At 73.2% G+C, this 24,294-nt stretch carries 24 protein-coding genes; 19 read left to right on the top strand and 5 right to left on the bottom strand.

Features of this window, described 5'->3' with window-relative positions:
• Positions 1-59 precede the first annotated feature (59 nt).
• From hrcA to ACZ6ZN_RS10565, 9 genes are all read left to right on the top strand, one after another.
• On the top strand, positions 60-1,076 hold the full coding sequence (hrcA, locus tag ACZ6ZN_RS10605; RefSeq protein WP_031111606.1) for a heat-inducible transcriptional repressor HrcA: 1,017 nt from the start codon (positions 60-62) through the stop codon (positions 1,074-1,076).
• Complete coding sequence (gene dnaJ / locus ACZ6ZN_RS10600) at positions 1,076-2,209, top strand: molecular chaperone DnaJ (RefSeq protein WP_376323050.1); 1,134 nt, start codon at positions 1,076-1,078, stop codon at positions 2,207-2,209. Before hrcA ends, dnaJ begins: the two co-directional genes overlap by 1 nt.
• Positions 2,210-2,318: 109 nt before the next feature.
• On the top strand, positions 2,319-3,389 hold the full coding sequence (locus tag ACZ6ZN_RS10595) for a nitronate monooxygenase (protein WP_398110397.1): 1,071 nt from the start codon (positions 2,319-2,321) through the stop codon (positions 3,387-3,389).
• The gene (locus ACZ6ZN_RS10590; RefSeq protein WP_469644953.1) at positions 3,386-4,126 is read left to right on the top strand and encodes a 16S rRNA (uracil(1498)-N(3))-methyltransferase; all 741 of its coding nucleotides are present in this window, start codon (positions 3,386-3,388) and stop codon (positions 4,124-4,126) included. Before ACZ6ZN_RS10595 ends, ACZ6ZN_RS10590 begins: the two co-directional genes overlap by 4 nt.
• 122 nt (positions 4,127-4,248) lie before the next feature.
• Entirely contained in the window at positions 4,249-4,806 is a 558-nt protein-coding gene (locus ACZ6ZN_RS10585; RefSeq protein WP_469645662.1) for a hypothetical protein, read from the top strand.
• A gap of 45 nt (positions 4,807-4,851) precedes the next feature.
• Entirely contained in the window at positions 4,852-8,046 is a 3,195-nt protein-coding gene (locus tag ACZ6ZN_RS10580; RefSeq protein ID WP_469644949.1) for a S41 family peptidase, read from the top strand.
• A gap of 124 nt (positions 8,047-8,170) precedes the next feature.
• A complete protein-coding gene (locus ACZ6ZN_RS10575) occupies positions 8,171-8,524 on the top strand; it encodes a histidine triad nucleotide-binding protein (RefSeq protein ID WP_398110399.1) in 354 nt (117 codons plus the stop codon).
• A 6-nt stretch (positions 8,525-8,530) separates the two neighbouring features.
• Entirely contained in the window at positions 8,531-9,436 is a 906-nt protein-coding gene (locus ACZ6ZN_RS10570) for a ribonuclease Z (RefSeq protein ID WP_469644946.1), read from the top strand.
• Positions 9,437-9,456: 20 nt separating this feature from the next.
• Complete coding sequence (locus ACZ6ZN_RS10565) at positions 9,457-10,449, top strand: adenosine deaminase (protein ID WP_469644943.1); 993 nt, start codon at positions 9,457-9,459, stop codon at positions 10,447-10,449.
• An 18-nt stretch (positions 10,450-10,467) separates the two neighbouring features.
• On the opposite strand, the gene ACZ6ZN_RS10560 is transcribed toward ACZ6ZN_RS10565, so the two are convergent.
• Complete coding sequence (locus ACZ6ZN_RS10560) at positions 10,468-11,781, bottom strand: MFS transporter (protein ID WP_469644940.1); 1,314 nt, start codon at positions 11,779-11,781, stop codon at positions 10,468-10,470.
• Between the two features lie 327 nt (positions 11,782-12,108).
• Here ACZ6ZN_RS10560 and ACZ6ZN_RS10555 point away from each other — a divergent pair, with 327 nt between their 5' ends.
• The 10 genes from ACZ6ZN_RS10555 (at position 12,109) to era (ending at position 20,815) form a co-directional block, all read left to right on the top strand.
• Positions 12,109-13,005, top strand: a complete 897-nt coding sequence (locus ACZ6ZN_RS10555; RefSeq protein ID WP_469645659.1) for a 5-dehydro-4-deoxyglucarate dehydratase — start codon at positions 12,109-12,111, stop codon at positions 13,003-13,005.
• Positions 13,002-14,291 carry a glucarate dehydratase family protein gene (locus tag ACZ6ZN_RS10550; RefSeq protein WP_469644937.1) on the top strand — a complete coding sequence of 430 codons (1,290 nt, stop codon included), beginning with the start codon at positions 13,002-13,004 and terminating at the stop codon, positions 14,289-14,291. Before ACZ6ZN_RS10555 ends, ACZ6ZN_RS10550 begins: the two co-directional genes overlap by 4 nt.
• Before the next feature lie 62 nt (positions 14,292-14,353).
• Positions 14,354-15,490, top strand: coding sequence for a carbohydrate kinase family protein (locus ACZ6ZN_RS10545; protein WP_469644935.1), 1,137 nt, complete (start codon positions 14,354-14,356; stop codon positions 15,488-15,490).
• Positions 15,491-15,623: 133 nt separating this feature from the next.
• Positions 15,624-16,691 carry a PhoH family protein gene (locus tag ACZ6ZN_RS10540; RefSeq protein ID WP_398110405.1) on the top strand — a complete coding sequence of 356 codons (1,068 nt, stop codon included), beginning with the start codon at positions 15,624-15,626 and terminating at the stop codon, positions 16,689-16,691.
• A gap of 14 nt (positions 16,692-16,705) precedes the next feature.
• Positions 16,706-17,203, top strand: a complete 498-nt coding sequence (gene ybeY / locus ACZ6ZN_RS10535; protein WP_190898580.1) for an rRNA maturation RNase YbeY — start codon at positions 16,706-16,708, stop codon at positions 17,201-17,203.
• Between the two features lie 9 nt (positions 17,204-17,212).
• Complete coding sequence (locus tag ACZ6ZN_RS10530) at positions 17,213-18,517, top strand: hemolysin family protein (protein WP_398110406.1); 1,305 nt, start codon at positions 17,213-17,215, stop codon at positions 18,515-18,517.
• A complete protein-coding gene (locus ACZ6ZN_RS10525) occupies positions 18,514-18,873 on the top strand; it encodes an MmcQ/YjbR family DNA-binding protein (RefSeq protein ID WP_398110407.1) in 360 nt (119 codons plus the stop codon). Before ACZ6ZN_RS10530 ends, ACZ6ZN_RS10525 begins: the two co-directional genes overlap by 4 nt.
• Before the next feature lie 20 nt (positions 18,874-18,893).
• Positions 18,894-19,247 (top strand): cytidine deaminase, encoded by a 354-nt coding sequence (locus ACZ6ZN_RS10520; protein ID WP_398110408.1) that lies wholly within the window; start codon positions 18,894-18,896, stop codon positions 19,245-19,247.
• A gap of 42 nt (positions 19,248-19,289) precedes the next feature.
• Positions 19,290-19,766, top strand: coding sequence for a hypothetical protein (locus tag ACZ6ZN_RS10515; RefSeq protein ID WP_398110409.1), 477 nt, complete (start codon positions 19,290-19,292; stop codon positions 19,764-19,766).
• A gap of 95 nt (positions 19,767-19,861) precedes the next feature.
• The gene (gene era, locus ACZ6ZN_RS10510) at positions 19,862-20,815 is read left to right on the top strand and encodes a GTPase Era (RefSeq protein WP_451877180.1); all 954 of its coding nucleotides are present in this window, start codon (positions 19,862-19,864) and stop codon (positions 20,813-20,815) included.
• Positions 20,816-20,825: 10 nt separating this feature from the next.
• Here the strand turns inward: era and ACZ6ZN_RS10505 are convergent, their stop codons facing one another.
• From ACZ6ZN_RS10505 to ACZ6ZN_RS10490, 4 genes are all read right to left on the bottom strand, one after another.
• Entirely contained in the window at positions 20,826-21,272 is a 447-nt protein-coding gene (locus ACZ6ZN_RS10505; RefSeq protein ID WP_451877179.1) for an ATP-binding protein, read from the bottom strand.
• 84 nt (positions 21,273-21,356) lie between these two features.
• Positions 21,357-22,715 carry a GH1 family beta-glucosidase gene (locus ACZ6ZN_RS10500; RefSeq protein WP_469644927.1) on the bottom strand — a complete coding sequence of 453 codons (1,359 nt, stop codon included), beginning with the start codon at positions 22,713-22,715 and terminating at the stop codon, positions 21,357-21,359.
• A gap of 91 nt (positions 22,716-22,806) precedes the next feature.
• Positions 22,807-23,073, bottom strand: coding sequence for a protealysin inhibitor emfourin (locus ACZ6ZN_RS10495; RefSeq protein ID WP_451877177.1), 267 nt, complete (start codon positions 23,071-23,073; stop codon positions 22,807-22,809).
• 20 nt (positions 23,074-23,093) lie between these two features.
• On the bottom strand, positions 23,094-24,155 hold the full coding sequence (locus tag ACZ6ZN_RS10490) for a M4 family metallopeptidase (RefSeq protein WP_469644924.1): 1,062 nt from the start codon (positions 24,153-24,155) through the stop codon (positions 23,094-23,096).
• Positions 24,156-24,294: the final 139 nt, after the last annotated feature.

Genomic DNA, 24,294 nt, shown 5'->3' with positions numbered 1-24,294 from the left:
GCAGAGTGCCAGGCCGCGAACGGCGGGCAACGGGCGGACGACTTCTGGAGGTGTGCGCGATGCTCAGTGAACGCAGACTGCAAGTGCTGCGCGCCATCGTCCAGGACTACGTCGGCACCGAGGAGCCGGTCGGCTCCAAGGCCCTCACCGAGCGGCACAACCTCGGCGTCTCCCCGGCGACCGTGCGCAACGACATGGCGGCCCTGGAGGACGAGGGGTACATCGCCCAGCCGCACACCAGCGCCGGGCGGATCCCCACCGACAAGGGGTACCGGCTGTTCGTCGACAAGCTCGCCGGGGTCAAGCCGATGACCGCGCCCGAGCGGCGCGCGATCCAGAACTTCCTCGAGGGCGCCGTCGACCTCGACGACGTCGTGGCGCGCACGGTGCGGCTGCTCGCGCAGCTCACCCGCCAGGTCGCCGTCGTGCAGTACCCGTCGCTGACCCGCTCGACCGTGCGGCACGTGGAGCTGCTGTCCCTCGCGCCCGCGCGGGTGATGCTCGTGCTGATCACGGACACCGGGCGGGTCGAGCAGCGCGTGGTGGACTGCCCGGCGCCTTTCGGCGAGGCCTCGCTCGCGGATCTGCGCGCGCGCCTCAACAGCCGCGTGGCGAACCGCCGTTTCGCGGATGTGCCGAGTCTGGTGGAGGATCTCCCGGAGGCGTTCGAGCACGAGGACCGGGGTACGGTCTCCACGGTGCTCTCCACACTCCTGGAGACGCTCGTCGAGGAGAACGAGGAGCGGCTGATGATCGGCGGCACCGCCAATCTGACCCGCTTCGGTCATGACTTCCCCCTCACGATCCGGCCCGTGCTGGAGGCGCTGGAGGAGCAGGTCGTGCTCCTCAAGCTGCTCGGCGAGGCGAAGGATCCGGGCGTGACCGTACGGATCGGTCACGAGAACGCCCACGAAGGACTCAACTCCACGTCCGTCGTGTCGGTCGGCTACGGTTCGGGCGGCGAGGCAGTCGCCAAGCTCGGCGTGGTCGGACCGACCCGCATGGACTACCCGGGAACGATGGGAGCGGTACGCGCAGTGGCACGGTACGTCGGACAGATCCTGGCGGAGTCGTAGTGGCCACGGACTACTACGCCGTACTCGGCGTGCGCCGCGACGCGTCGCAGGAAGAGATCAAGAAGGCCTTCCGGCGGCTCGCCCGCGAGCTGCACCCGGACGTCAACCCCGATCCGAAGACCCAGGAGCGGTTCAAGGAGATCAACGCCGCCTACGAGGTGCTGTCGGACCCGCAGAAGAAGCAGGTCTACGACCTCGGCGGCGACCCGCTCTCGCAGGCCGGCGGCGGTGCCGGCGGCTTCGGGGCCGGTGGCTTCGGGAACTTCTCGGACATCATGGACGCCTTCTTCGGCACGGCCTCGCAGCGCGGACCGCGCTCGCGCACCCGCCGCGGCCAGGACGCCATGATCCGCATCGAGGTCGAGCTCGACGAGGCGGCCTTCGGCACGACGAAGGACATCCAGGTCGACACGGCCGTCGTCTGCAACACCTGCAACGGCGAGGGCGCCGCGCCGGGCACCTCCGCGCAGACGTGCGACATGTGCCGCGGCCGCGGTGAGGTCTCGCAGGTCACCCGGTCCTTCCTGGGCCAGGTCATGACCTCCCGCCCCTGCCCGCAGTGCCAGGGCTTCGGCACGGTCGTCCCCACGCCCTGCCCCGAGTGCGCGGGCGACGGCCGGGTGCGCTCCCGCCGGACCCTCACGGTCAAGATCCCGGCCGGTGTCGACAACGGCACGCGGATCCAGCTCGCCGGCGAGGGCGAGGTCGGGCCCGGCGGCGGCCCGGCCGGTGACCTCTACGTCGAGATCCACGAGCTGCCGCACCCGATGTTCCAGCGGCGCGGCGACGACCTGCACTGCACGGTGACGCTCCCCATGACCGCGGCGGCCCTCGGCACGAAGGTGCCGCTGGAGACGCTGGACGGCATGGAGGAGGTCGACATCCGCCCGGGCACCCAGTCCGGCCAGTCGATCCCGCTGCACGGCCGCGGTGTCACGCACCTGCGCGGTGGCGGGCGCGGCGACCTCATCGTGCACGTCGAGGTCCAGACGCCGACCAAGCTCGACCCCGAGCAGGAGCGCCTCCTGCGCGAACTGTCCAAGCTCCGCGGCGAGGAGCGCCCCACGGGCCAGTTCCAGCCCGGGCAGCAGGGGCTGTTCTCGCGACTGAAGGACGCGTTCAACGGACGCTGAGCCGGCGACGGGGGCGACTCCCGCGCGGGCGGAAGCGGGCATTCCCCTGGTCTGTGCCACACGGCAGGCCGGTTTCGGGCGGGCGCGGAGGACGTGACAACATGCGGTCATGTCCTCCGCTCTGACCGATCTCTTCCCGCTCCCGATCGTGCAGGCCCCCATGGCGGGCGGCATCTCCGTGCCGCAGCTCGCCGCCGCCGTGTGCGAGGCGGGCGGGCTCGGGTTCCTCGCCGCCGGGTACAAGACCGCCGACGGGATGTACCAGGAGATCAAGCAGCTCAAGAGCCTCACGGGCAGGCCGTTCGGCGTCAACGTCTTCATGCCGCACCCGGATCTCGCCGACCCCGCCGCCGTGGACGTCTACGCCCACCAGCTGGCCGGTGAGGCGACCTGGTACGAGACCGGGCTCGGCGATCCCGAGAGCGGGCGCGACGACGGCTTCGAGGCCAAACTCGTCGTGCTGCGCGACAACCCCGTGCCGGTGGTGTCGTTCCACTTCGGTGTCCCGGACCGCGAGGTGATCGACGCCCTGCACCGCGTCGGCACCTTCGTCCTGGCCGCCGCGACCACCCCGGACGAGGCCCGGGCCGTGGAGCGGGCCGGGGCGGACGGCGTCATCGCGCAGGGCCTCGAGGCCGGCGGCCACCAGGGCACCCACCGGGACACCCCCGACACCGACGGCGGCGGCATCGGACTGCTCTCCCTGGTCGCGCAGGTGCGCGAGGCCGTCACCATCCCGGTCGTCGCCGCGGGCGGCATCATGCGCGGCGGCCAGATCGCCGCCGTGCTCGCGGCGGGGGCGGCCGCCGCCCAGCTCGGCACCGCTTTCGTCCCCACGCACGAGTCGGGTGCGCACGCCCTGCACAAGCAGGCCCTGACCCACCCCCTCTTCGTCCGCACGGAACTGACCCGGGCCTTCACGGGCCGCCCGGCCCGCGGCCTCGTCAACCGGTTCGTGCGCGAGCACGGCCCCTACGCGCCCGCCGCCTACCCCGAGGTCCACCACCTCACCGCGCCGCTGCGCAAGGCCGCCGCCAAGGCGGGGGACGCCCAGGGGATGGCGCTGTGGGCCGGGCAGGGGCACCGGATGGCGCGGGAGATGCCCGCCGGGCATCTGGTCGAGGTGCTCGCCGGGGAACTCGCCGCCGCCCGTGCGGCGCTGGCGGGAGGTGCGCGATGACCGCGCCGGTGTTCGTGGTCGAGCACTTCCGGGCGGGCGGCGGCGGCCGGTACGTGCTCGACGGGCCCGAAGGGCGGCACGCCGTCTCGGTGAAGCGGCTGCGCGCCGGCGAGGACGTCGTCCTCACTGACGGCGCGGGACGCTGGGCGGACTGCGTCGTGCTCGGCACCGAGGGCAAGGACCGGCTGATCGTCCAGCTCGACTCGGTGAGCGAGGAGCCGGCGGAGCAGCCCCGGGTGACCGTCGTCCAGGCCCTGCCCAAGGGCGACCGGGGCGAACTGGCCGTCGAGACCATGACCGAGGTCGGTGTCGACGCGATCGTGCCCTGGTCGGCCGCGCGGTGCATCACGCAGTGGAAGGGCGAGCGCGGGGCCAAGGCCCTGGCGAAGTGGCGTGCGACGGCCCGCGAGGCCGGCAAGCAGTCCCGCCGGGTGCGCTTCCCGGAGGTCGCGGACGCCGCGACCACCAAGCAGGTCGCCGCGCTGCTCGCCGGGGCGGACTTCGCGGCCGTGCTGCACGAGAGCGGCGAGGAGCCCCTGGCGACGGTCGGCCTGCCCTCCACCGGCGAGATCGTGCTGGTCGTGGGCCCCGAAGGGGGCGTGGCGCCGGAGGAGCTGGCGCTGTTCGAGGAGGCGGGGGCCGGGGCGTTCCGCCTCGGGCGCAGTGTGCTGCGCACGTCGACGGCCGGGACGGCGGCGGCCGCCGTGCTCCTGGCCCGCACCGGACGCTGGTCCTGACCCCCTCGGGAGGCTTTGCCCCGAGGGGGAGCTGACGGCGCCTCAGGAGTGGCCTCGGTTCGCGCGGTTGACGCCTTTGCGCCCTACCGCGCCGTCCCCGTCGGTGGCAGGCTGCCCCCATGATGGGGGCATTCAGGAGGATTCGGCGGGGGGCGCGAGGCCGGCGCGCGGCGGTGGCGGCGGTGTTCGCGGTGGTCGCCGTGGGCGGGGCCGTCGCGTGCGAGCCCGGCGGCATCAGCTCCGCGTCCGTCGCGTACACCGTCGACGAGACCGTGACCAAGGAGCTGAACCGGCAGAAGGCGGGCGTGCGCTGGCTGACCTGCACGGCCTCCTACGGCAACGGCGGCAAGGCGTCGCCGTCGGCGGGCGGGGCCGGTGAGCGGACCGTCGCCTCCGTCGACTGCCAGGGGGAGACGAAGGACGGCAAGGACATCGACGTCACCGGCCGGGTCACCCACGCCGTGGAGGGCGCCTGCGTCCGCGGCACCATCACCGCGAAGGTCGACGGCAAGACCTGGTTCACGGTCGACGGGCTCGGCGAGTGCGACCGCACCAGCCCGCCGCCGGTCGGCGGGGGCGGGGGCGGGAACGGGCAGCCCGGACCGACCGTGACCGTGACCGTCACCCAGACCATCTGGTGCGACCGCTACCCGGACTGCCGTCCCGTCGAGGGCAAGTGATCCGAACCCTGTCCGCGCGACGGCGTCCCTGCATAGGGTGATCGGGTGACATCGCCTGCTTACCTCCGGTTCCCCCATGTGCACGGCGACCTGGTCGCCTTCACCGCCGAGGACGACGTGTGGCTCGCCCCGCTCGACGGCGGCCGGGCCTGGCGGGTCAGCGCCGACAACGTGCCGGTGACCCACCCCCGGATCTCGCCCGACGGCACCACCGTCGCCTGGACCTCCACCCGCGACGGCGCCCCCGAGGTGCACATCGCCCCGGTCGACGGCGGCCCGGCGAGGAGACTGACGTACTGGGGCAGCATGCGGACCCAGGTGCGCGGCTGGACCACCGCGGGCGAGGTCCTGGCGATCAGCACCGAGGGCCAGGCCAGTCTGCGCCGCACCTGGGCCCGTGCCGTGCCGCTGGACGGCGGCCCGGCCGCCACCCTGCCCTACGGACCCGTCGGGGACGTCGCCCACGGCCCGCACACGGTGCTGCTGTCCGCGCCGATGGGCCGCGAGGCGGCCTGGTGGAAGCGGTACCGCGGCGGCACCGCGGGCAAGCTGTGGATCGACCGCGAGGACGACGGGGAGTTCGTGCGGCTGCACGAGGACCTCGACGGCAACCTCGAGTACCCGCTGTGGGTGGGGGACCGGGTCGGCTTCCTCTCCGACCACGAGGGCACGGGCGCCCTGTACTCCTCCCTCGCCGACGGCTCCGACCTGCGCCGGCACACCCCTCTCGGGGGCTTCTACGCACGGCACGCCGCGACCGACGGCAGCCGCGTCGTCTACTCCAGCGCCGGTGAGCTGTGGCTCCTCGACGACCTGGACGGATCCGAGCCGCGCCGGCTGGACGTGCGCCTCGGCGGGCAGCGCGTCGACCTCCAGCCGTTCACCGTGAACGCCTCCCGCTGGTTCGGTTCGGCCTCCCCCGACCACACCGCCCGCGGCAGCGCCGTGTCCGTGCGCGGCTCCGTGCACTGGGTCACCCACCGCTCCGGCCCGGCCCGCGCGCTCGCCGCCACCCCCGGCGTCCGGGCCCGGCTGCCCCGCACGTTCCGCGCCGACGGCGAGGAGTGGGTGGTGTGGGTGACGGACGCCGAGGGCGACGACGCCCTGGAGTTCGCGCCCGCCACCGGCCTCGCCCCGGGCGCCACCCCGCGCCGGCTCGCCGTCGGGCAGCTCGGCCGGGTGCTGGACCTCGCCATGGCGCCCGACGGCAGCCGTGCCGCCGTGGCCTCCCACGACGGGCGTCTGCTGCTGGTGGAGCGGGAGACCGGCGAGGTGCGGACCGTGGACCGCAGCGAGGACGGCGACATGTCCGGCCTGGTCTTCTCACCCGACTCGGCCTGGCTCGCCTGGTCCCACCCCGGCCCGCGCCCCCTGAGCCAGCTGAAGCTCGCCAACACCACCGACCTGTCGGTCACCGAGGCCACCCCGCTGCGCTTCCAGGACTACGCGCCGGCGTTCACCGCCGACGGCAAGCACCTCGCCTTCCTGTCGACCCGCGCCTTCGACCCGGTCTACGACGAGCACGTCTTCGACCTGGCCTTCGTGGAGGGCGCCCGGCCGCACCTGATCACCCTCGCGGCCACCACGCCCTCCCCGTTCGGCCCGCAGCGGCACGGCCGCTCCTTCGAGACGCCCGACCGCGAGGAGACTCCCGACAGCGAGGGCACCCCGACCACGCGCATCGACCTGGACGGCCTCGCCGACCGCATCGTGCCCTTCCCGGTCGAGGCCGCCCGCTACTCGGGCCTGCGCGCCGCCAGGGACGGGGTGCTGTGGCTGCGGCACCCGGTCAGCGGGGTGCTCGGCGCGGCCCGCGCCACCCCGGACGCCCCGGAGCCCAAGACCGAACTGGAGCGCTACGACCTCGCCCAGCAGCGCCTGGAGCATCTCGCCGCGGACGCCGACCACTTCGAGGTCAGCGGCGACGGCAAGCGGGTGCTGCTGTGGACCGACGGACGGCTCAAGGTCGTCCCCAGCGACCGGCGCGCCTCCGGCGATGACGACAGCGACTCCAACATCACCGTCGACCTGGGCCGCGTACGCCAGTTCGTCGACCCGGCCGCCGAGTGGCGGCAGATGTTCGACGAGAACGGCCGCATCATGCGCGACCACTTCTGGCGGCCGGACATGAGCGGCGTCGACTGGGACGGCGTGCTGGACCGCTACCGCCCGGTCGTGGACCGCTGCGCCACCCACGACGACCTGGTCGACCTGCTGTGGGAGGTCCAGGGCGAACTGGGCACGTCCCACGCCTACGTCACCCCGCGCGGCAGCCACGGCAAGGGCCCCCGTCAGGGACTGCTGGGTGCCGACATCTCCCGTCACGAGGACGGCAGCTGGCGCGTCGACCGCATCCTGCCCTCGGAGACCTCCGACCCGGACGCCCGCAGCCCGCTGGCCGCGCCCGGCGTCGCCGTACGCCCCGGGGACGCCCTCGTGGCGATCGCCGGGCAGCCGGTCGACCCGGTCACCGGCCCCGGACGGCTGCTGGTCGGCACGGCGAACAAGCCGGTGGAACTGACCATCTCCCCGGCCGGCGGCGGTGAACCCCGGCACGCCGTCGTCGTCCCGCTCGCCGACGAGGAGCCGCTGCGCTACCACGCCTGGGTCGCCGACCGCCGCGCCTACGTCCACGAGAAGTCCGGCGGCCGTCTCGGCTACCTCCACGTCCCGGACATGCAGGCGCCCGGCTGGGCCCAGATCCACCGCGACCTGCGCGTCGAGGTCGCCCGCGAGGGCCTGGTCGTCGACGTCCGCGAGAACCGCGGCGGCCACACCTCCCAGCTCGTGGTGGAGAAGCTCGCCCGGCGCGTCGTCGGCTGGGCCGTGCCGCGCGGCATGCGCCCCTACAGCTACCCCGAGGACGCCCCGCGCGGCCCGGTCGTGGCCGTCGCCAACGAGTTCTCCGGCTCGGACGGCGACATCGTCAACGCCGCCATCAAGGCGCTGGGCCTCGGACCGGTCGTCGGCACCCGCACCTGGGGCGGCGTCATCGGCATCGACAGCCGCTACCGCCTGGTCGACGGCACCCTGGTCACCCAGCCCAAGTACGCGTTCTGGCTGGAGGGGTACGAGTGGGGCGTGGAGAACCACGGCGTGGACCCCGACGTGGAGATCGTCCAACGCCCGCAGGACCACGCGGCGGGCCGGGACACCCAGCTGGACGAGGCGATCAGGCTGGCGTTGGAGGCACTGGAGTCCAGCCCCGCCAAGAGGCCCCCGGCTGTCCCGACCCTGTGAGGGGCGCGGGGCCCTGTCGATGTGGGCTCCGCCGCGGCAGCGCGACCAGCCACAACGCACCCGCACACGACGACGATACGATGCCCGCGTCGGACCTCGACGTCGGCCAACCCTCGGAGGAGACATGGCAGGGGAACCCCAGGACGACTGTCTGTTCTGCAAGATCGTCGCGGGCAGCATCCCGGCGACGGTCGTGCGCGAGACGGAGACGACCCTCGCCTTCCGCGACATCAACCCCCAGGCCCCGACGCACGTCCTGGTCATCCCCAAGGCGCACCACGAGAACGCCGCCGCCCTCGCCGAAGCCGACCCGGCCCTCGCCGCGGACGTGCTCCGCGAGGCCCGGGCCGTCGCGGAGGAGGAGAAGCTCGACAGCTACCGCCTGGTGTTCAACACCGGCAGCGGCGCCGGCCAGACGGTCTGGCACGTCCACGGCCACGTGCTCGGCGGCCGCGGCCTGCAGTGGCCCCCGGGATGACGCGCCTTGTCCGTACGTGAACTGGTCGTCCTCGGCACCGCCAGCCAGGTGCCGACCCGGCACCGCAACCACAACGGCTACCTGCTGCGCTGGGACGGCGAGGGCATCCTCTTCGACCCCGGCGAGGGCACGCAGCGGCAGATGCTGCGTGCCGGGGTGGCCGCGCACGACCTGAACCGGATCTGCGTCACGCACTTCCACGGCGACCACAGCCTGGGCCTGGCGGGCGTGATCCAGCGCATCAACCTCGACCGGGTCCCGCACCAGGTCACCGCCCACTACCCCCGCTCCGGGCAGCGCTTCTTCGACCGGCTCCGGTACGCCACCGCCTACCGCGAGACCGTCGGCGTCACCGAGGCGCCGGTCGCCGCCGACGGCCCCCTCGCCCGCACCGGCGGCTATGTGCTGGAGGCCCGGAAGCTGTCGCACCCGGTGGAGTCCTACGGCTACCGCATCGTCGAGCCCGACGGCCGGCGCATGCTGCCCGAGCGGCTCGCCGCGCACGGCCTGAAGGGCCCGGACGTGGGCCGCATCCAGCGCGAGGGCTCCCTCGGCGGCGTCTCGCTGGAGGACGTCAGCGAGGTGCGGCGCGGGCAGCGGTTCGCCTTCGTCATGGACACCCGGCTGTGCGACGGCGCGTACGCGCTGGCCGAGGGCTGCGACATGCTCGTCATCGAGTCGACCTTCCTCGACGAGGACGAGAAACTCGCCGTCGAGCACGGGCATCTGACGGCCGGTCAGGCGGCGCGGGTGGCACGGGAGAGCGGAGTGCGGCACCTGGTGCTGACCCACTTCAGCCAGCGCTACGGCGATCCGGAGGAGTTCGAGCGGCAGGCGCGGGCCGCCGGGTACGAGGGCGAGCTCAGCGTGGCCCGCGACCTGCTGCGGGTGCCGATTCCGAAGCGTCGGTGAAACGCCCGTACGATGCTTTGATGCCCCTCCCCAAAGCCGAACTGCACCTTCACATCGAAGGCACCCTGGAGCCGGAGCTCGCCTTCGCACTCGCCGCGCGCAACGGCGTCACCCTGCCCTACGCGGGCACCGACGAACTGCGCGAGGCGTACCGCTTCGCGGACCTGCAGTCCTTCCTGAACCTGTACTACGAGCTCATGGCCGTGCTGCGCACCGAGCGGGACTTCGAGGACCTGGCCGACGCCTACCTCGCCCGGGCCGCCGCGCAGGGCGTGCGGCACGCCGAGATCTTCTTCGACCCGCAGGCCCACACCGGGCGCGGCCTGGACCTCGGCACGGTCGTCGAGGGACTGTGGCGCGCGCTGGGGAGCAGCGAGGCGAACCACGGTGTCTCGACCCGGCTGATCCTGTGCTTCCTGCGCGACGAGTCCGCCGAGTCGGCCCTGGCCACCCTGGACGCCGCCCAGCCCTACCTGGACCGGATCACCGGCGTCGGCCTGGACTCCGCCGAGGTCGGGCACCCGCCGGTGAAGTTCCGCGAGGTGTACGAGAGGGCCGCGGCGCTGGGACTGCGCCGGGTCGCGCACGCCGGCGAGGAGGGGCCGCCCGCGTACATCACCGAGGCGCTGGACGTCCTCGGCGTCGAGCGGGTCGACCACGGGCTGCGCTGCGTGGAGGACCCGGCGCTGGTGGAGCGGCTGGTGCGCGACCGGGTGCCGCTGACGCTGTGCCCGCTGTCCAACGTCCGGCTGCGCACGGTGGACACCCTCGCCGAGCACCCCCTGCCGGCCATGCTGGACGCGGGCCTGATGTGCACGGTCAACTCGGACGACCCGGCCTACTTCGGGGGCTACGCCGGGGACAACTTCGACGCCGTGCGCGAGACGCTCGGACTCGGTGAGGAGCGGCTGCGCGAGCTGGCCCGCAACTCCTTCCTCGCCTCGTTCCTGGAGGACGACGAGGAGCTGCGGGCGCGCTACCTGGCCGAGGTCGAGGCGTACACCTTCGGCTAGGCCGTCACTGTCAGGCCGTCACAGGGCCTCGGACCCCGCCTTTCCGTACGCGCGCTGGGCGGCGACGGCCGGGGCCTCCACGGGGATCTCCACCACCGGCTGCTCCGGGGCGCCGATCTCCGGGACCGCGCCGGTGGGAGTGCCCGTGGCGGCGGCGACCAGCGCCGCCGGGTGGCCGCCGCGGCGGCGGATCGCACCGGGGAGCAGCGGACGCCCGCCGGTGTGCAGGGCGACGGCGGTCATCGGCAGGGCGATCACCAGCAGCCCGGCCCCGAGGACGGCGCCCATCGCCGGGAAACCGGCCTGCGCCGACAGGACGCTGCCGGTCAGCGGCCCGGCCGCCGTGCCGAGCGAGGAGGCCGAGCCGACCAGGACGGCCCACCGCCCGCGTGGGTCGAGCGAGGCGGCCAGCCCGATCAGGTACGACAGCACCACCGGGTACAGCGTGTTCCAGGCGATCTCCCCTGCGGCGAAGCTGCCGAACCCGGTGGCGGAGGCGCTCAGCACGATGCAGCCGGCGATGAGCGTGGTGCCCAGGCCGATCGGTACCGCCCGGCCGAGTCGCGCCCCGAGGGCCCCGGCCGCGAGCACGCCGGTGAGCCCGGCGCCCAGGGCCACGGCGAAGACGGCTCCGACGGTGGCCTCGCCGAGGTGCGCCTGCTCCAGGCCGATCCGGCCGCTCACGCCCCACAGCGAGTTCTGGGCGAGCGACCAGCACACCATGGCGGCGGCCAGCACCAGTCCGGAACGGGCGTGCGGCAGTCGGGCCGTGCCGGTCCGGACGGGGGTCGGGGGAGTCCCGGCCGGCAGCCTGCCGGTCAGCGGCCACACGGCCGCGGCCGTGAGGGCGATCGCGACGAGCGGCAGCCCGTGGCCCGGGCCGAGGTGAGGCACCGTCAGGTACACGGCGCCCGCGAGGGCGGAGACGCTGAGCAGCCCGGCGGTGGAGGCCCGGTGGGGGTCCTTCTGCCCGGCGATGAGGGTCGCGGCGACGGTCGTGGCCGTGCCGGAGCCGACCCCGCCGATCATGGCGCCGACGACGACGGCCGGGACGGCGGTGGTCAGGGCGGCGCCGCCGTAGCCGAGCAGGGCCAGGGCGAGGCCGAGCCGGGCGAGGGCGCGGGCGCCGATCCGTTCGACCCGTGAGGCCAGGGCGAATCCGGCGGCGGCCGAACTCAGCAGCAGGGCGCTGCCGACGGCCCCGGCCTGGGTGGCGGAGAGCGCGAGCCCGGAGTCGAGGCGGCCCACGGTGGTGGGCAGCAGATACGGGGCGAGGTACCCGGCCGTGAAAAGGGCGACGAGGGGCCAGGGAGTGGTGCGGGGGGCGAACACGGGCGTTCCCAGGGCGTGCGAAAGGAGCGGCGATCAGGGGGGAGGGGCGACGACCGTCGACGGACAGGAACGCGCGGGCAATTTGTATCAAGCAAGTACTCGGACCCGGGAGCCCGGTCGGTGTGATCTGGGACACATCGTGTTTGGTGGAGTGAAGCCCGGGTAAACGCGCGCCTTCGCCTGGTCGGACCCCTGTCGCACCCCTTCCCGGTCGCACCTGTTGACGTTCGCATACGCAGCCAGCATTCTCATACATGGATGACGTCTACGTGAGGAGATGACGTGAGCGCTGGTGCGGTAGCGGTCGCGCGGCGGCTGCGCGAGGGCATGGCGAACGGGGTGCTGTCCTTCCCGCTGACCGCCTTCCGCGACGACGGCACGCTCGACGCGGACGGCTGCCGCGCCCATGTCGCGGACCGGCTGGCCGCGTCCCCCGGCGCGGTCTTCCCGGCCTGCGGGACCGGCGAGTTCTTCTCCCTGGACGAGGACGAGTACCGGCAGGTCGTGGCCCTCACCGTCGAGGAGGCCGCCGGCCGGGTCCCCGTCGTCGCCGGCATCGGCTACGGCTGGGCCCAGGCCGCCCGGTTCGCGCGCATCGCCGAGGACGCCGGAGCCGACGCCCTGCTCGTCCTGCCGCACTACCTCGTCGAGGCGCCGCAGGACGGCCTCGCCGCCCAGGTCGAGCAGATCGCCGCCCGCACACCGCTGCCGCTGATCGTCTACCAGCGCGGCAGGACCGCCTTCACCGCCGACTCCCTGCGCCGCGTCGCCGCCCTGCCGCACGTCATCGGCCTCAAGGACGGCCACAGCGACCTCGACCGGCTCCAGCGCCTCACCCTGGCCGCGCCCGAGGACTTCCTGTTCTTCAACGGCGCCGCCACCGCCGAGGTCCAGGCCCGCGCCTACGCCGCGGTCGGTGTGCCCGCCTACTCCTCCGCCGTGCACGCCTTCGCCCCCGAGATCGCCGGCGCCTTCTTCACCGCCCTGCGCGACGGCGACGACGGCACCGTCGACAAGCTCCTGCGCGGCTTCTACGTCCCGTTCGTCGAGCTGCGCGACCGCGTGCCCGGGTACGCCGTGTCGCTGGTGAAGGCCGCCGCCCGCCTGCGCGGCCAGGCCGTGGGCCCGGTACGCGCCCCGCTCACCGACCCCGCGCCGGCCGACCTGGCCGCCCTCGGCACCCTCCTCACCGCCGGACTCGACCTCGTGGGAGCCGCCCTGTGAACCTCGCCATCACCGACGTACGGCTGACGCCGATCCTGGTCGCGGACCCGCCGCTGCTGAACACGCAGGGCGTCCACCAGCCGTACACGCCCCGGCTGATCGTCGAGGTGGTCACGGCGGACGGGGTCACCGGCGTGGGGGAGACCTACGGCGACACCAAGTACCTGGAGCTGGCCCGGCCCCTGGCCGAACAGCTGGCGGGACACCGGGTCAGCGACCTGAACGGGCTGTCCGCCCTCGCGGACCGCGTCGCGGTGGACGGCTCCCGGGTCGAGACCGCCGTAGACGTCGGCGGGCTGCGCGGCGTCCAGACGGCGGACAAGCTCCGGCTGTCCGTCGTCTCGGCCTTCGAGGTCGCCTGCCTCGACGCCCTCGGCAAGGCCCTCGGCCTGCCCGTGCACGCGCTGCTCGGCGGCAAGGTGCGCGACACGGTCGAGTACAGCGCCTACCTGTTCTACAAGTGGGCCGCCCACCCCGAGGGCGTCCCGGCCGAGACCGACGACTGGGGCGCCGCCCTCGACCCGGCCGGAGTGGTGGAGCAGGCCCGCCGCTTCACCGAACGCCACGGCTTCACCTCCTTCAAGCTGAAGGGCGGCGTCTTTCCTCCCGAGGAGGAGATCGCGGCCGTGCGCGCCCTCGCGGAGGCCTTCCCCGGGCACCCGCTGCGGCTGGATCCCAACGGCGCGTGGTCGGTCGAGACCTCCCTGCGCGTGGCCGGGGAACTGGGGGACGTCCTCGAGTACCTGGAGGACCCCGCCCTCGGCACGCCCGCCATGGCCGAGGTCGCCGCCAAGACCGGCGTGCCGCTGGCCACCAACATGTGCGTGACGACCTTCGCCGAGATCGAGGAGGCCTTCACCCGCGACGCCGTCCAGGTCGTGCTCAGCGACCACCACTACTGGGGCGGGCTGCGCGCCACACAGCAACTCGCCGCCGTGTGCCGGGCCTTCGGGGTGGGGGTGTCCATGCACTCCAACACCCACCTGGGCATTTCGCTCGCCGCGATGACGCATGTGGCCGCCACCGTCCCGGACCTCCACCACGCCTGCGACTCCCACTACCCGTGGCAGTCGGAGGACGTCCTCACCGAGCGGATCGCCTTCGAGGGCGGACGGGTGGCGGTGTCCGACGCCCCCGGGCTCGGCGTGGAGCTGGACCGCGAGCGGCTGGCCGTGCTCCACCGGCGCTGGCTGGAGGACGACGGGGCGCTGCGGGACCGGGACGACGCGGCGGCCATGCGGATCGCCGACCCGGGGTGGGTGACGCCGGCGATGCCCCGCTGGTAGCGGCCGCTTCCCCGCGGTGTGGTGCAGACTGGCCTGATCCGCACCACGTCAGGGAGCGCATCGTGATCGCGTCCACCACCCCGGCAGGAAAGGGCCCGTCCGGAAAGGGATCGCACCGGCAGAACCAGGTCGATCCCCTCGCCCCGCTGCGCGCGCCGGAGGACCCGCCCTGGGACGTCTACCTCACCGGCACCGTCTTCCTCGACATCGTCTTCACCGGGCTCGACTCCGCCCCGGTGCGCGGGACGGAGTCCTGGGCGCGCGGGATGGGGTCGAGTCCCGGCGGCGTCGCCAACATGGCCACGGCGCTCGCCCGCCTCGGGCTGCGCACCTCCCTCGCCGCGGCCTTCGGCGACGACCACTACGGCGAGTACTGCTGGGACGCCCTGGAGCACGGCGAGGGCATCGACCTGTCCGCCTCGCGCACGGTGCCGGGCTGGCACTCCCCGGTGACCGTCTCCATGGCCTACGAGGGGGAGCGGACGATGGTCTCGCACGGCCACGAGCCGCCTCCGGAGGAGCCCGCCCCCGCCTGCCCGCCGCGCGCCCGGGCCGCCGTCGCCTCCCTCGCGCCCGGGGTGAGCGCGCCCTGGATCGCGCAGGCCGCGAGCAAGGGCACCCGCGTCTTCGGCGACGTCGGCTGGGACGACACCGGGAGGTGGGACCTGGCCCGGCTGCCCGATCTCAGGCACTGCGAGGCGTTCCTGCCGAACGCGCAGGAGGCCATGCGCTACACCCGCACCGACTGCCCGCGGGCCGCCGCGCACGCCCTCACCGAGCACGTGCCGCTCGCCGTCGTCACCCTCGGCGCGGAGGGGGCGTACGCCGTGGACCGGCGGACGGGGGAGACGGCGGAGGTGCCGGCGATCGATGTCGAGGCGCTCGACCCGACCGGGGCCGGGGACGTGTTCGTCGCCGGGTTCGTGGCCGGGACGCTCGCGGACTGGCCGCTGGCCGACCGGCTGGCGTTCGCGGGGCTGACCGCGGCGCTGTCGGTGCAGGAGTTCGGCGGGTCGCTGTCGGCGCCCGGGTGGTCGGAGATCGCGGCCTGGTGGCGCAGGGTGCAGTCCGTGGAGGGGCAGGACCCCCAGGCGCTGCGGCGGTACGGGTTCCTGGCCGGGCTGGTGCCGGAGGAACTGGTGCGGCCGTGGCCGCTGCGGCGTGCGGTGCCGACGATCGGATTCCGCCGCTCGGCGTGACCGGCCGCCGCGTCCTCGCGTCCCCAAAACCCCTACGGCGTTGTCACCGCACCGTCGTACCCTGGGAATCGCGAGGCCGCCCTCAGCTGCGCGGCCGTGACGAGGAGGAACCGCAGGCCTTAAGCGCCGGCCCATGACTCAATCACCGACAGCTCACACCTCCGCGCAGGAGCAGGCGAGAGCGCAGTTCACCGTCCCCGCCCAGCACCCCATGGTGACCGTGCTGGGATCCGGCGACTCCCTCCTGCGCGTGATCGAGAAGGCCTTCCCGGCGGCCGACATCCACGTCCGGGGCAACGAGATCAGCGCGGTCGGCGACCCGAAGGACGTCGCCCTCATCGCGCGCGTGTTCGACGAGATGATGCTGGTGCTCCGCACCGGGCAGCCGATGACGGAGGACGCAGTGGAACGCTCCATCGCCATGCTCAAGGCGAGCGACAACGGCGAGAGCGACGGCCGGGAGACCCCGGCCGAGGTGCTCACGCAGAACATCCTGTCCTCGCGTGGCCGCACGATCCGCCCCAAGACGCTCAACCAGAAGCGCTACGTGGACGCGATCGACAAGCACACCATCGTCTTCGGCATCGGCCCCGCCGGCACCGGCAAGACCTACCTGGCCATGGCCAAGGCCGTGCAGGCCCTGCAGTCCAAGCAGGTCAACCGCATCATCCTGACCCGCCCGGCGGTCGAGGCCGGAGAGCGGCTGGGCTTCCTGCCGGGCACCCTCTACGAGAAGATCGACCCGTACCTGCGCCCGCTCTACGACGCGCTGCACGACATGCTCGACCCGGACTCCATCCCGCGCCTGATGGCGGCGGGCACGATCGAGGTCGCGCCGCTCGCCTACATGCGCGGACGCACCCTCAACGACGCCTTCATCATCCTGGACGAGGCCCAGAACACCAGCCCCGAGCAGATGAAGATGTTCCTCACCCGCCTCGGCTTCGACTCGAAGATCGTCATCACGGGTGACGTGACGCAGGTCGACCTGCCCGACGGGACGAAGAGCGGTCTGCGCCAGGTGCAGGACATCCTGGACGGCGTCGAGGACGTGCATTTCTCCCGGCTGTCGTCCCAGGACGTCGTCCGGCACAAGCTGGTGGGCCGTATCGTCGACGCGTACGAGAAGTACGACACCACGCACGGCACCCAGAACGGCACGCACAAGAGCCGGGGCAAGTCCGCGCACAAGGGGAAGTAGACAAGCACAACACCATGTCGATCGACGTCAACAACGAGTCCGGCACCGAGGTCGACGAGCAGGCGATCCTCGACATCGCCCGCTACGCGCTGGCGCGGATGCGCATCCACCCGCTCTCCGAACTGTCGGTGATCGTCGTGGACGCCGACGCCATGGAGCAGCTCCACATCCAGTGGATGGACCTCCCGGGCCCGACGGATGTCATGTCCTTCCCCATGGACGAGCTGCGCCCGCCGTCCAAGGACGACGACGAGCCGCCGCAGGGCCTGCTCGGCGACATCGTGCTGTGCCCCGAGGTCGCCGAGAAGCAGGGCAAGGACGCGGAGACCCAGCACTCCATGGACGAGGAGCTCCAGCTGCTCACCGTCCACGGAGTGCTGCATCTGCTGGGCTACGACCACGAGGAGCCGGACGAGAAGGCCGAGATGTTCGGCCTCCAGGCGGCCATCGTGGACGGCTGGCGCGCGGAGCGGGGCCTGACCGGCCCGTCCCCGGCGCCGACGGTCTCGTAGCGCCCGCCGATGAGTCCTCAACTCGCACTGGGCGCCATCGCCCTGGTCGTCGTGGCCTGGCTCGCCGCCTGCGCCGAGGCGGGCCTCGCCCGGGTCTCCAGCTTCCGGGCCGAGGAGGCCGTGCGCTCCGGCCGCCGCGGCAGCGCCAAGCTCTCCCAGGTCGCCGCCGACCCGACCCGCTACCTGAACGTGGCGCTGCTGGTCCGCGTCGCCTGCGAGATGGCAGCCGCTGCGCTGATCACCTACGGCTGCCTCAAGGAGTTCGACGGCACCACCGAGGCGCTGCTGGTCGCCATCGCGGTCATGGTCCTCGTGTCGTACGTCGCCGTCGGCGTCTCCCCGCGCACCATCGGCCGCCAGCACCCGCTGAACACCGCGACGGTCTCGGCGTACGTCCTGGTGCCGCTGGCGCGGATCATGGGCCCGATCCCCTCGCTGCTCATCCTCATCGGCAACGCCCTCACCCCCGGCAAGGGCTTCCGGCGCGGCCCGTTCGCCTCCGAGGCGGAGCTGCGGGCGCTGGTCGACCTCGCCGAGAAGGAGTCTCTGATCGAGGACGAGGAGCGCCGCATGGTGCACTCGGTCTTCGAGCTCGGCGACACCCTGGTCCGCGAGGTCATGGTCCCGCGCACGGACCTGGTGGTCATCGAGCGCTTCAAGACGATCCGCCAGGCCCTCACCCTCGCCCTGCGCTCCGGCTTCTCCCGCATCCCGGTGACCGGCGAGAGCGAGGACGACATCGTCGGCATCGTCTACCTGAAGGACCTCGTGCGCAGGACGCACATCAGCCGGGACGCCGAGACCGAGCAGGTCTCCACGGCCATGCGGCCCGCCTTCTTCGTGCCCGACACCAAGAACGCCGGCGACCTGCTGCGCGAGATGCAGAAGGAACGCAACCACGTCGCCGTCGTCATCGACGAGTACGGCGGCACGGCCGGCATCGTCACCATCGAGGACATCCTCGAGGAGATCGTCGGCGAGATCACCGACGAGTACGACCGCGAACTGCCCCCGGTGGAGGACCTCGGCAAGGACCGCTTCCGGGTCACCGCCCGCCTCGACATCGGCGACCTGGGCGAGCTGTACGGCCTGGAGGAGTTCGACGACGAGGACGTGGAGACGGTCGGCGGCCTGCTCGCGAAGGAGCTGGGCCGGGTGCCCATCGCCGGTGCGTCCTCGGTGGTCGCCCTGCCCGACGGGCGGGAGCTGAGGCTGACCGCGGAGGCCGCGGCCGGCCGCCGGAACAAGATCGTGACGGTGCTGGTGGAGCCGGTCGAGCCGCAGGAGGCCCCGCAGGAGGAGAAGGCGCCGTGACCCCTCAGGAGCTGCGCGCCCTCTGCCTGTCCTTCGCGGCGGCCGAGGAGGACTTCCCGTTCCGCCCGGAGATCTCGGTCTTCAAGGTGTGCGGGAAGCTCTTCGCCCTGTCGTCGCTGGACGCGCGCCCCCTGAAGGTCAACCTCAAGTGCGACCCGGACGAGGCCGTCCGCCTCCGCCGGGAGCACGCGGGGCTCGTCGTGCCCGGCTGGCACATGAACAAGCGCCACTGGAACACCGTCACGGCCGACGGGGACCTCCCCGACCGGCTGGTCCGGGAACTCGTCGAGGACTCCTACGACCTCGTCGTCGCCGGGCTGCCCCGAGCGGACCGCCTCCGCCTGGACCGGCCCTGACCCTTCCGTATGCTCGGATCATGACCGACAGCAGCGCGCTCGACCCCGAGGACCGCAAGATCGTCACCCTGGCCCGTTCCGCACGGGCCCGCAACGGCGTGCCCGAGGGGGCCGCCGTACGGGACGAGACCGGGCGGACCTACGTCGCCGGCACCGTGGCCCTCGACTCGCTGAGGCTCAGCGCCCTGCGGACGGCGGTGGCGATGGCCGTCGCCTCGGGCGCCCGCTCCCTGGAGGCGGCGGCCGTCGTCACCGACGCGGAGTCGGTCGCCGACGAGGACCGGGCAGCCGTCCGGGACCTCGGCAGCGCGCGGACGCCGGTGCTCCTGGCCGGGCCCGACGGGACGGTCCGGGCCACCCTGACCGCCGGCTGAACTCCCCCCACGACCGGGGGGAGAAACGAGAACCGGCATCCCATGAGACGCGACAGCTTCGCCGCGGGTGCGGCGCCGGCGGCCTCGGCCCTCGCGGCCGCCGTGCTCGCCCTCGCCCCCGCGGCCCACGCCGTCACCCCGGTGACCGCGACGATCAGCGCCGACTGCGGCCGCTTCGGCAGCGGCCGGGGCACGCTCACCGCCACGCAGAGCGGCACCGCCGTCACCGTCACGGTCAGGTCCTCGGCGATCACCGCCCCGATCTCCCTCGGCAAGGACACGCTCACGTCCACCCTCACCCTGGTGCGGGCCGGCGGCGGCACGGTCTCCTTCACCGGCAGGGCGAACCCGGCCCTGGCGGCCGGCGCCCCCGTCCAGGTCGGCCCCCTGCGCGGCACCGTCGCCCGCGGCGACCGCCTGGAGGCCCACGGCGGGTCGCTGCGGCTGACGGCCTTCGGCCTCACCGCCACCTGCACGGCGGCCGGGCCGCAGTCGCCCGGCCCGTTCGTCTTCGACTGAGCCGCACCGCGCTGCGGAGGGCCCGGGGAGCACACGGGTGCGGGGCGGACGGACCGCTGTGCGGAGCGGCCCGGAGGATCAGGGAGAATGGCGGCATGAGTGTGCGCGCAGAGTCCTCCGAGAAGTCCGGCGAGACCGCCCATCGTGCCGGCTTCGCCTGCTTCGTCGGCCGCCCCAACGCGGGCAAGTCCACCCTGACGAACGCTCTGGTCGGGCAGAAGGTGGCGATCACCTCCAACCGGCCGCAGACGACCCGGCACACCGTGCGGGGCATCGTGCACCGCGAGGACGCCCAGCTGATCCTGGTCGACACCCCGGGCCTGCACAAGCCGCGCACGCTGCTCGGCGAGCGGCTGAACGACGTGGTGCGCACCACCTGGGCCGAGGTCGACGTGATCGGCTTCTGCCTGCCCGCGAACGAGAAGATCGGCCCGGGCGACCGCTTCATCGCCAAGGAGCTGGCCGGGCTCAAGAAGTCGCCGAAGGTCGCGATCGTCACCAAGACGGACCTCGTCGACGGCAAGACCCTCGCCGAGCAGCTGATCGCCGTCGACCAGCTGGGCAGGGAACTGGGCATCGAGTGGGCGGAGATCGTCCCGGTCTCGGCGGTCGGCGACCAGCAGGTCCAACTGCTGGCCGACCTCCTGATCCCGCTGCTGCCCGAGGGCCCCGCGCTCTACCCCGAGGGCGACCTGACGGACGAGCCCGAGCAGGTCATGGTCGCGGAGCTGATCCGCGAGGCCGCCCTGGAGGGTGTCCGTGACGAGCTGCCGCACTCCATCGCCGTCGTGGTCGAGGAGATGCTGCCCCGCGAGGACCGCCCCGCCGACAAGCCCCTGCTGGACATCCACGCCAACCTCTTCATCGAGCGCTCCAGCCAGAAGGGCATCGTCATCGGCCCCAAGGGCAAGCGCCTGAAGGAGGTCGGCATCAAGTCCCGCAAGCAGATCGAGGCCCTGCTGGGCACGCCCGTCTTCCTCGACCTGCACGTGAAGGTCGCCAAGGACTGGCAGCGGGACCCCAAGCAGTTGCGGCGCCTGGGGTTCTGATCCCGGGCTGCTAGGACGCGGTCGCGAAGCTCGCCCACACGGCGTTGCCGCCCGTGAGCGGCGAGCGGACGACCCCCCAGGCGTCCGCGACCTCCCGGACCAGCAGCAGCCCGCGCCCGCCCTCGTCGTCCGGGCCCGGGCAGCAGGCGGGGATGCCGCGCCCGGTGCGGTCCCCGTCGTGCACCTCCATCCGCAGCCGGGCGTCGGTCAGCAGCTGCACCCCGCACAGGATCCGTTCGCCGAGGGTGTGCAGCACGGCGTTGGTGACCAGTTCGGACACCAGCAGCACGGCGTCGGCGCACACCTCGTCGGGCACCTGCCACGAGGCCAGCCGGTCGCGCAGGGCCCGCCGGGCCAGACCGGCGCTGGTCCGCAGCGGCGGCAGCTCCAGCCAGTCGGCGCGGCCGGGGCGCACCGCCTCGAGGAACCGTGGGACGGACGTCGTGTGGGGGGACACGGGGGTCGCCTTCCGTGGGGGGTGGAAGAACAAGTAACTATGCTCGCAGCGCAGTTCAGACTGCAACCATCTTCGCGATACGCATCAGTCCTTCACCGTCCGGCCTTTCGTCCGGTCTTTCGTCCGGTCTTTTGTCCGATCCTTCAGCATGTCCCGGTACCAGTGGTACGAGGACTTCGGTGTGCGCTCCTGGGTGGCGAAGTCGACGTGGACCAGGCCGAAGCGGCGTGCGTAGCCCTCCGCCCACTCGAAGTTGTCCAGCAGGGACCACACGAAGTAGCCGCGCACGTCCACGCCCGCCTCCAGCGCCGCGTGCAGCGCCCGCACATGGCCGTCCAGGTAGGCGATCCGGTCCTGGTCGTCGAGACCGGCGTAGGAGCACCCGTTCTCGGTGATGACCACGGGCGGGAGGCGGTCGCCGTAGCGGTCGCGGAACGTCGTGAGCAGTTCCGTGAGGCCCTCGGGCACCACCGGCCAGCCGAAGTCGGTGACCGGCCGGCCCTCGATCCGCCGTACCGAGAAGGGCAGTTCCGCGGGCATGGTGACCCCGCCGAACTCGATCTCCGTCCCCTGCGGCGCCCCCACCCTGGTCGGGGCGTAGTAGTTGATCCCGTACCAGTCGAGGGGCTCGGAGATCACCTCCAGATCGGCGGCCACGTCGCCGGGCATCAGGTCGCCGATGCCGTCCGGGTAGCGGCCCAGCAGCAGCGGGTCCGCGAACAGGCGGTTCAGCAGCAGGTCGTAGAAGTAGGCGGCCTCCCGGTCCGCCGTCGCGGCGGAGGCCGGCCAGGTCGGCCCGTGCGAGTTGGCGATCCCGATGTCCGTGGCGCCGGCGGCCCGCAGGGCCCGCACCCCCAGCCCGTGGGCCAGCAGCTGGTGGTGGGCGACCGGCAGCGCGTCGAACAGCAGCCGCCTGCCGGGCGCGTGCACGCCCAGCGCGTGGCCCAGCAGGGTGTGCTCCGCGGGCTCGTTCAGCGTGATCCACTTGGTCACGCGGTCACCGAGCCGGCCCGCCACCCGCTCCACGTACGCGGCGAAGCGCGCGGCCGTGTCCCGCTCCAGCCAGTCCAGGTCCGCCGGCAGGTCCCAGTGGAAGAGCGTGGGCACCGGCCGGACGCCCGCCGCGCACAGCTCGTCCACCAGCCGGTCGTAGAAGTCCAGGCCCCGGGCCGAGCGCACCCGCGGCCAGGACACCGAGAAGCGGTACGCGTCCACGCCGAGGTCCGCCAGGAGCGCCACGTCCTCGCGGTACCGGTGGACGTGGTCGCAGGCCACCTCGGCCGTCGAACCGTCCTTCACCCGCCCCGGCCCGGCCGTGAAGGCGTCCCACACGGAGGGTTCGCGCAGCCCGGCCGCGCCCTCGATCTGGTGCGCCGAGGTCGACACGCCCCAGAGGAAGCCGGCCGGGAAGCGGGGGATCGCCTTGCCTGCGTCAGTCGCCATGCGCTGGATCATCCGTACCGTCGGTAACGGAAGTCAACGGCCGCGTGGGAACGGGCCGTCGGCCCCGCTGCCCGTCACGCCCCCGCCCCCGTCACGCCCCTTCCTTCAGTACGCGCGAGATCAGTCTGCGCTGCTCGTCCGTCAGCCGCGGGTCGGCCGCGTAGACCGTCCTGCCGTCGACGGAGATCTGGTAGCTGAACCCGTCGGGGACGCCGACCGGCGGTGTGCTCCGGCCCGCGGCGACGGCCTGCTCGGCCAGGGCGTGCCACTCGCCGGCGTCGGAGCGGCCCGAGGTCTCGACCTCGGCGTACCGCTCGATGCCTGCGAACCCGCCCGTGCGCCTCACCTGAATCCGCATGGCACCTGTCTAGTACGGAACTACGGTGTCCGCACCCCGACCCTCTCCCACGCCTTCGACACCGCGTCCAGCTCCTCCCCGTCCCCGTACCGCGCCCGGGCGGCCGCGACGGTGAGCGCGGCGAAGTCCGCGAACAGCGCCTGCTGCTTCAGCTCTCCGCCGGTCAGCACGTCGTACCAGATCTGCCCCGCCCGTTCCCAGGCGTGGCCGCCCAGGGCCGTGGCCGCGAGGTAGAAGGCGTGGTTGGGGATGCCCGAGTTGATGTGGACACCGCCGTTGTCCCGTCCGGTGCGCACGAAGTCGTCCATCGTCGCCGGCTGCGGGTCCTTGCCCAGCGCGTCGTCGTCGTAGGCGGTGCCGGGTGCCTTCATGGAGCGCAGGGCCGTGCCCGTCACCCGCGGGGCGAGCAGGCCCGCGCCGATCAGCCAGTCGGCCTCGGCGGCGGTCTGGCCGAGCGTGTACTGCTTGATCAGCGCGCCGAAGACGTCCGAGAGGGACTCGTTGAGCGCGCCCGGCTGCCCGAAGTAGGTGAGGTTGGCCGTGTACTGCGTGACGCCGTGCGCGAGTTCGTGGCCGATCACGTCGACCGGGAGCGTGAAGTCGAGGAAGATCTCCCCGTCCCCGTCGCCGAAGACCATCTGCTCGCCGTTCCAGAAGGCGTTGTTGTAGTCGCGGTCGTAGTGCACGGTCGCGTCCAGGGGCAGGCCGTCGCCGTCGATGGAGTCCCGGCGGTAGGCGTTCAGGAACAGCTCGAAGGTGGCGCCGAGGCCCGCGTAGGCGCGGTTGACGGTGGCGTCCCCGCCCGGCTCGTCGCCCTCGCCGCGGACCCGGTGGCCGGGCAGGTCGGTGCCGTGCCGTGCGTCGTGGATCGTGCGCCGCGGCCGGCCCTCGGCGGCGGAGGGGACGGCCGCGGCGCCGAGGACCGTGGTCAGCCGGCGCTGGGTGCGCTCGAAGGCGTCGCGTTGCAGGGTGCGGCGGGCGGGACCGGCGAGAGCGGGGTCCTCGGCCTGGGCGAGCCGGTCGAGGACGTGGGGCGGCACGATGGTGCAGAAGACGGGCTCGAAGCCCCCGTGCGTCGTCATGTCCGGCACCTTCGCACTGCGTGACCGAACTGTCACTACTCGCCACCATGATGAGGGAAATGCCGGACACCGTTCCTCACGCGCTGTAGCGGAGTGGTATGGCGCACTTTTTGTCCCGTATGGGCGTCCGGTCCCGCAT

Source organism: Streptomyces sp. NPDC053665, from assembly GCF_055585285.1.
This window is presented reverse-complemented; position numbering and strand designations above follow the sequence as displayed.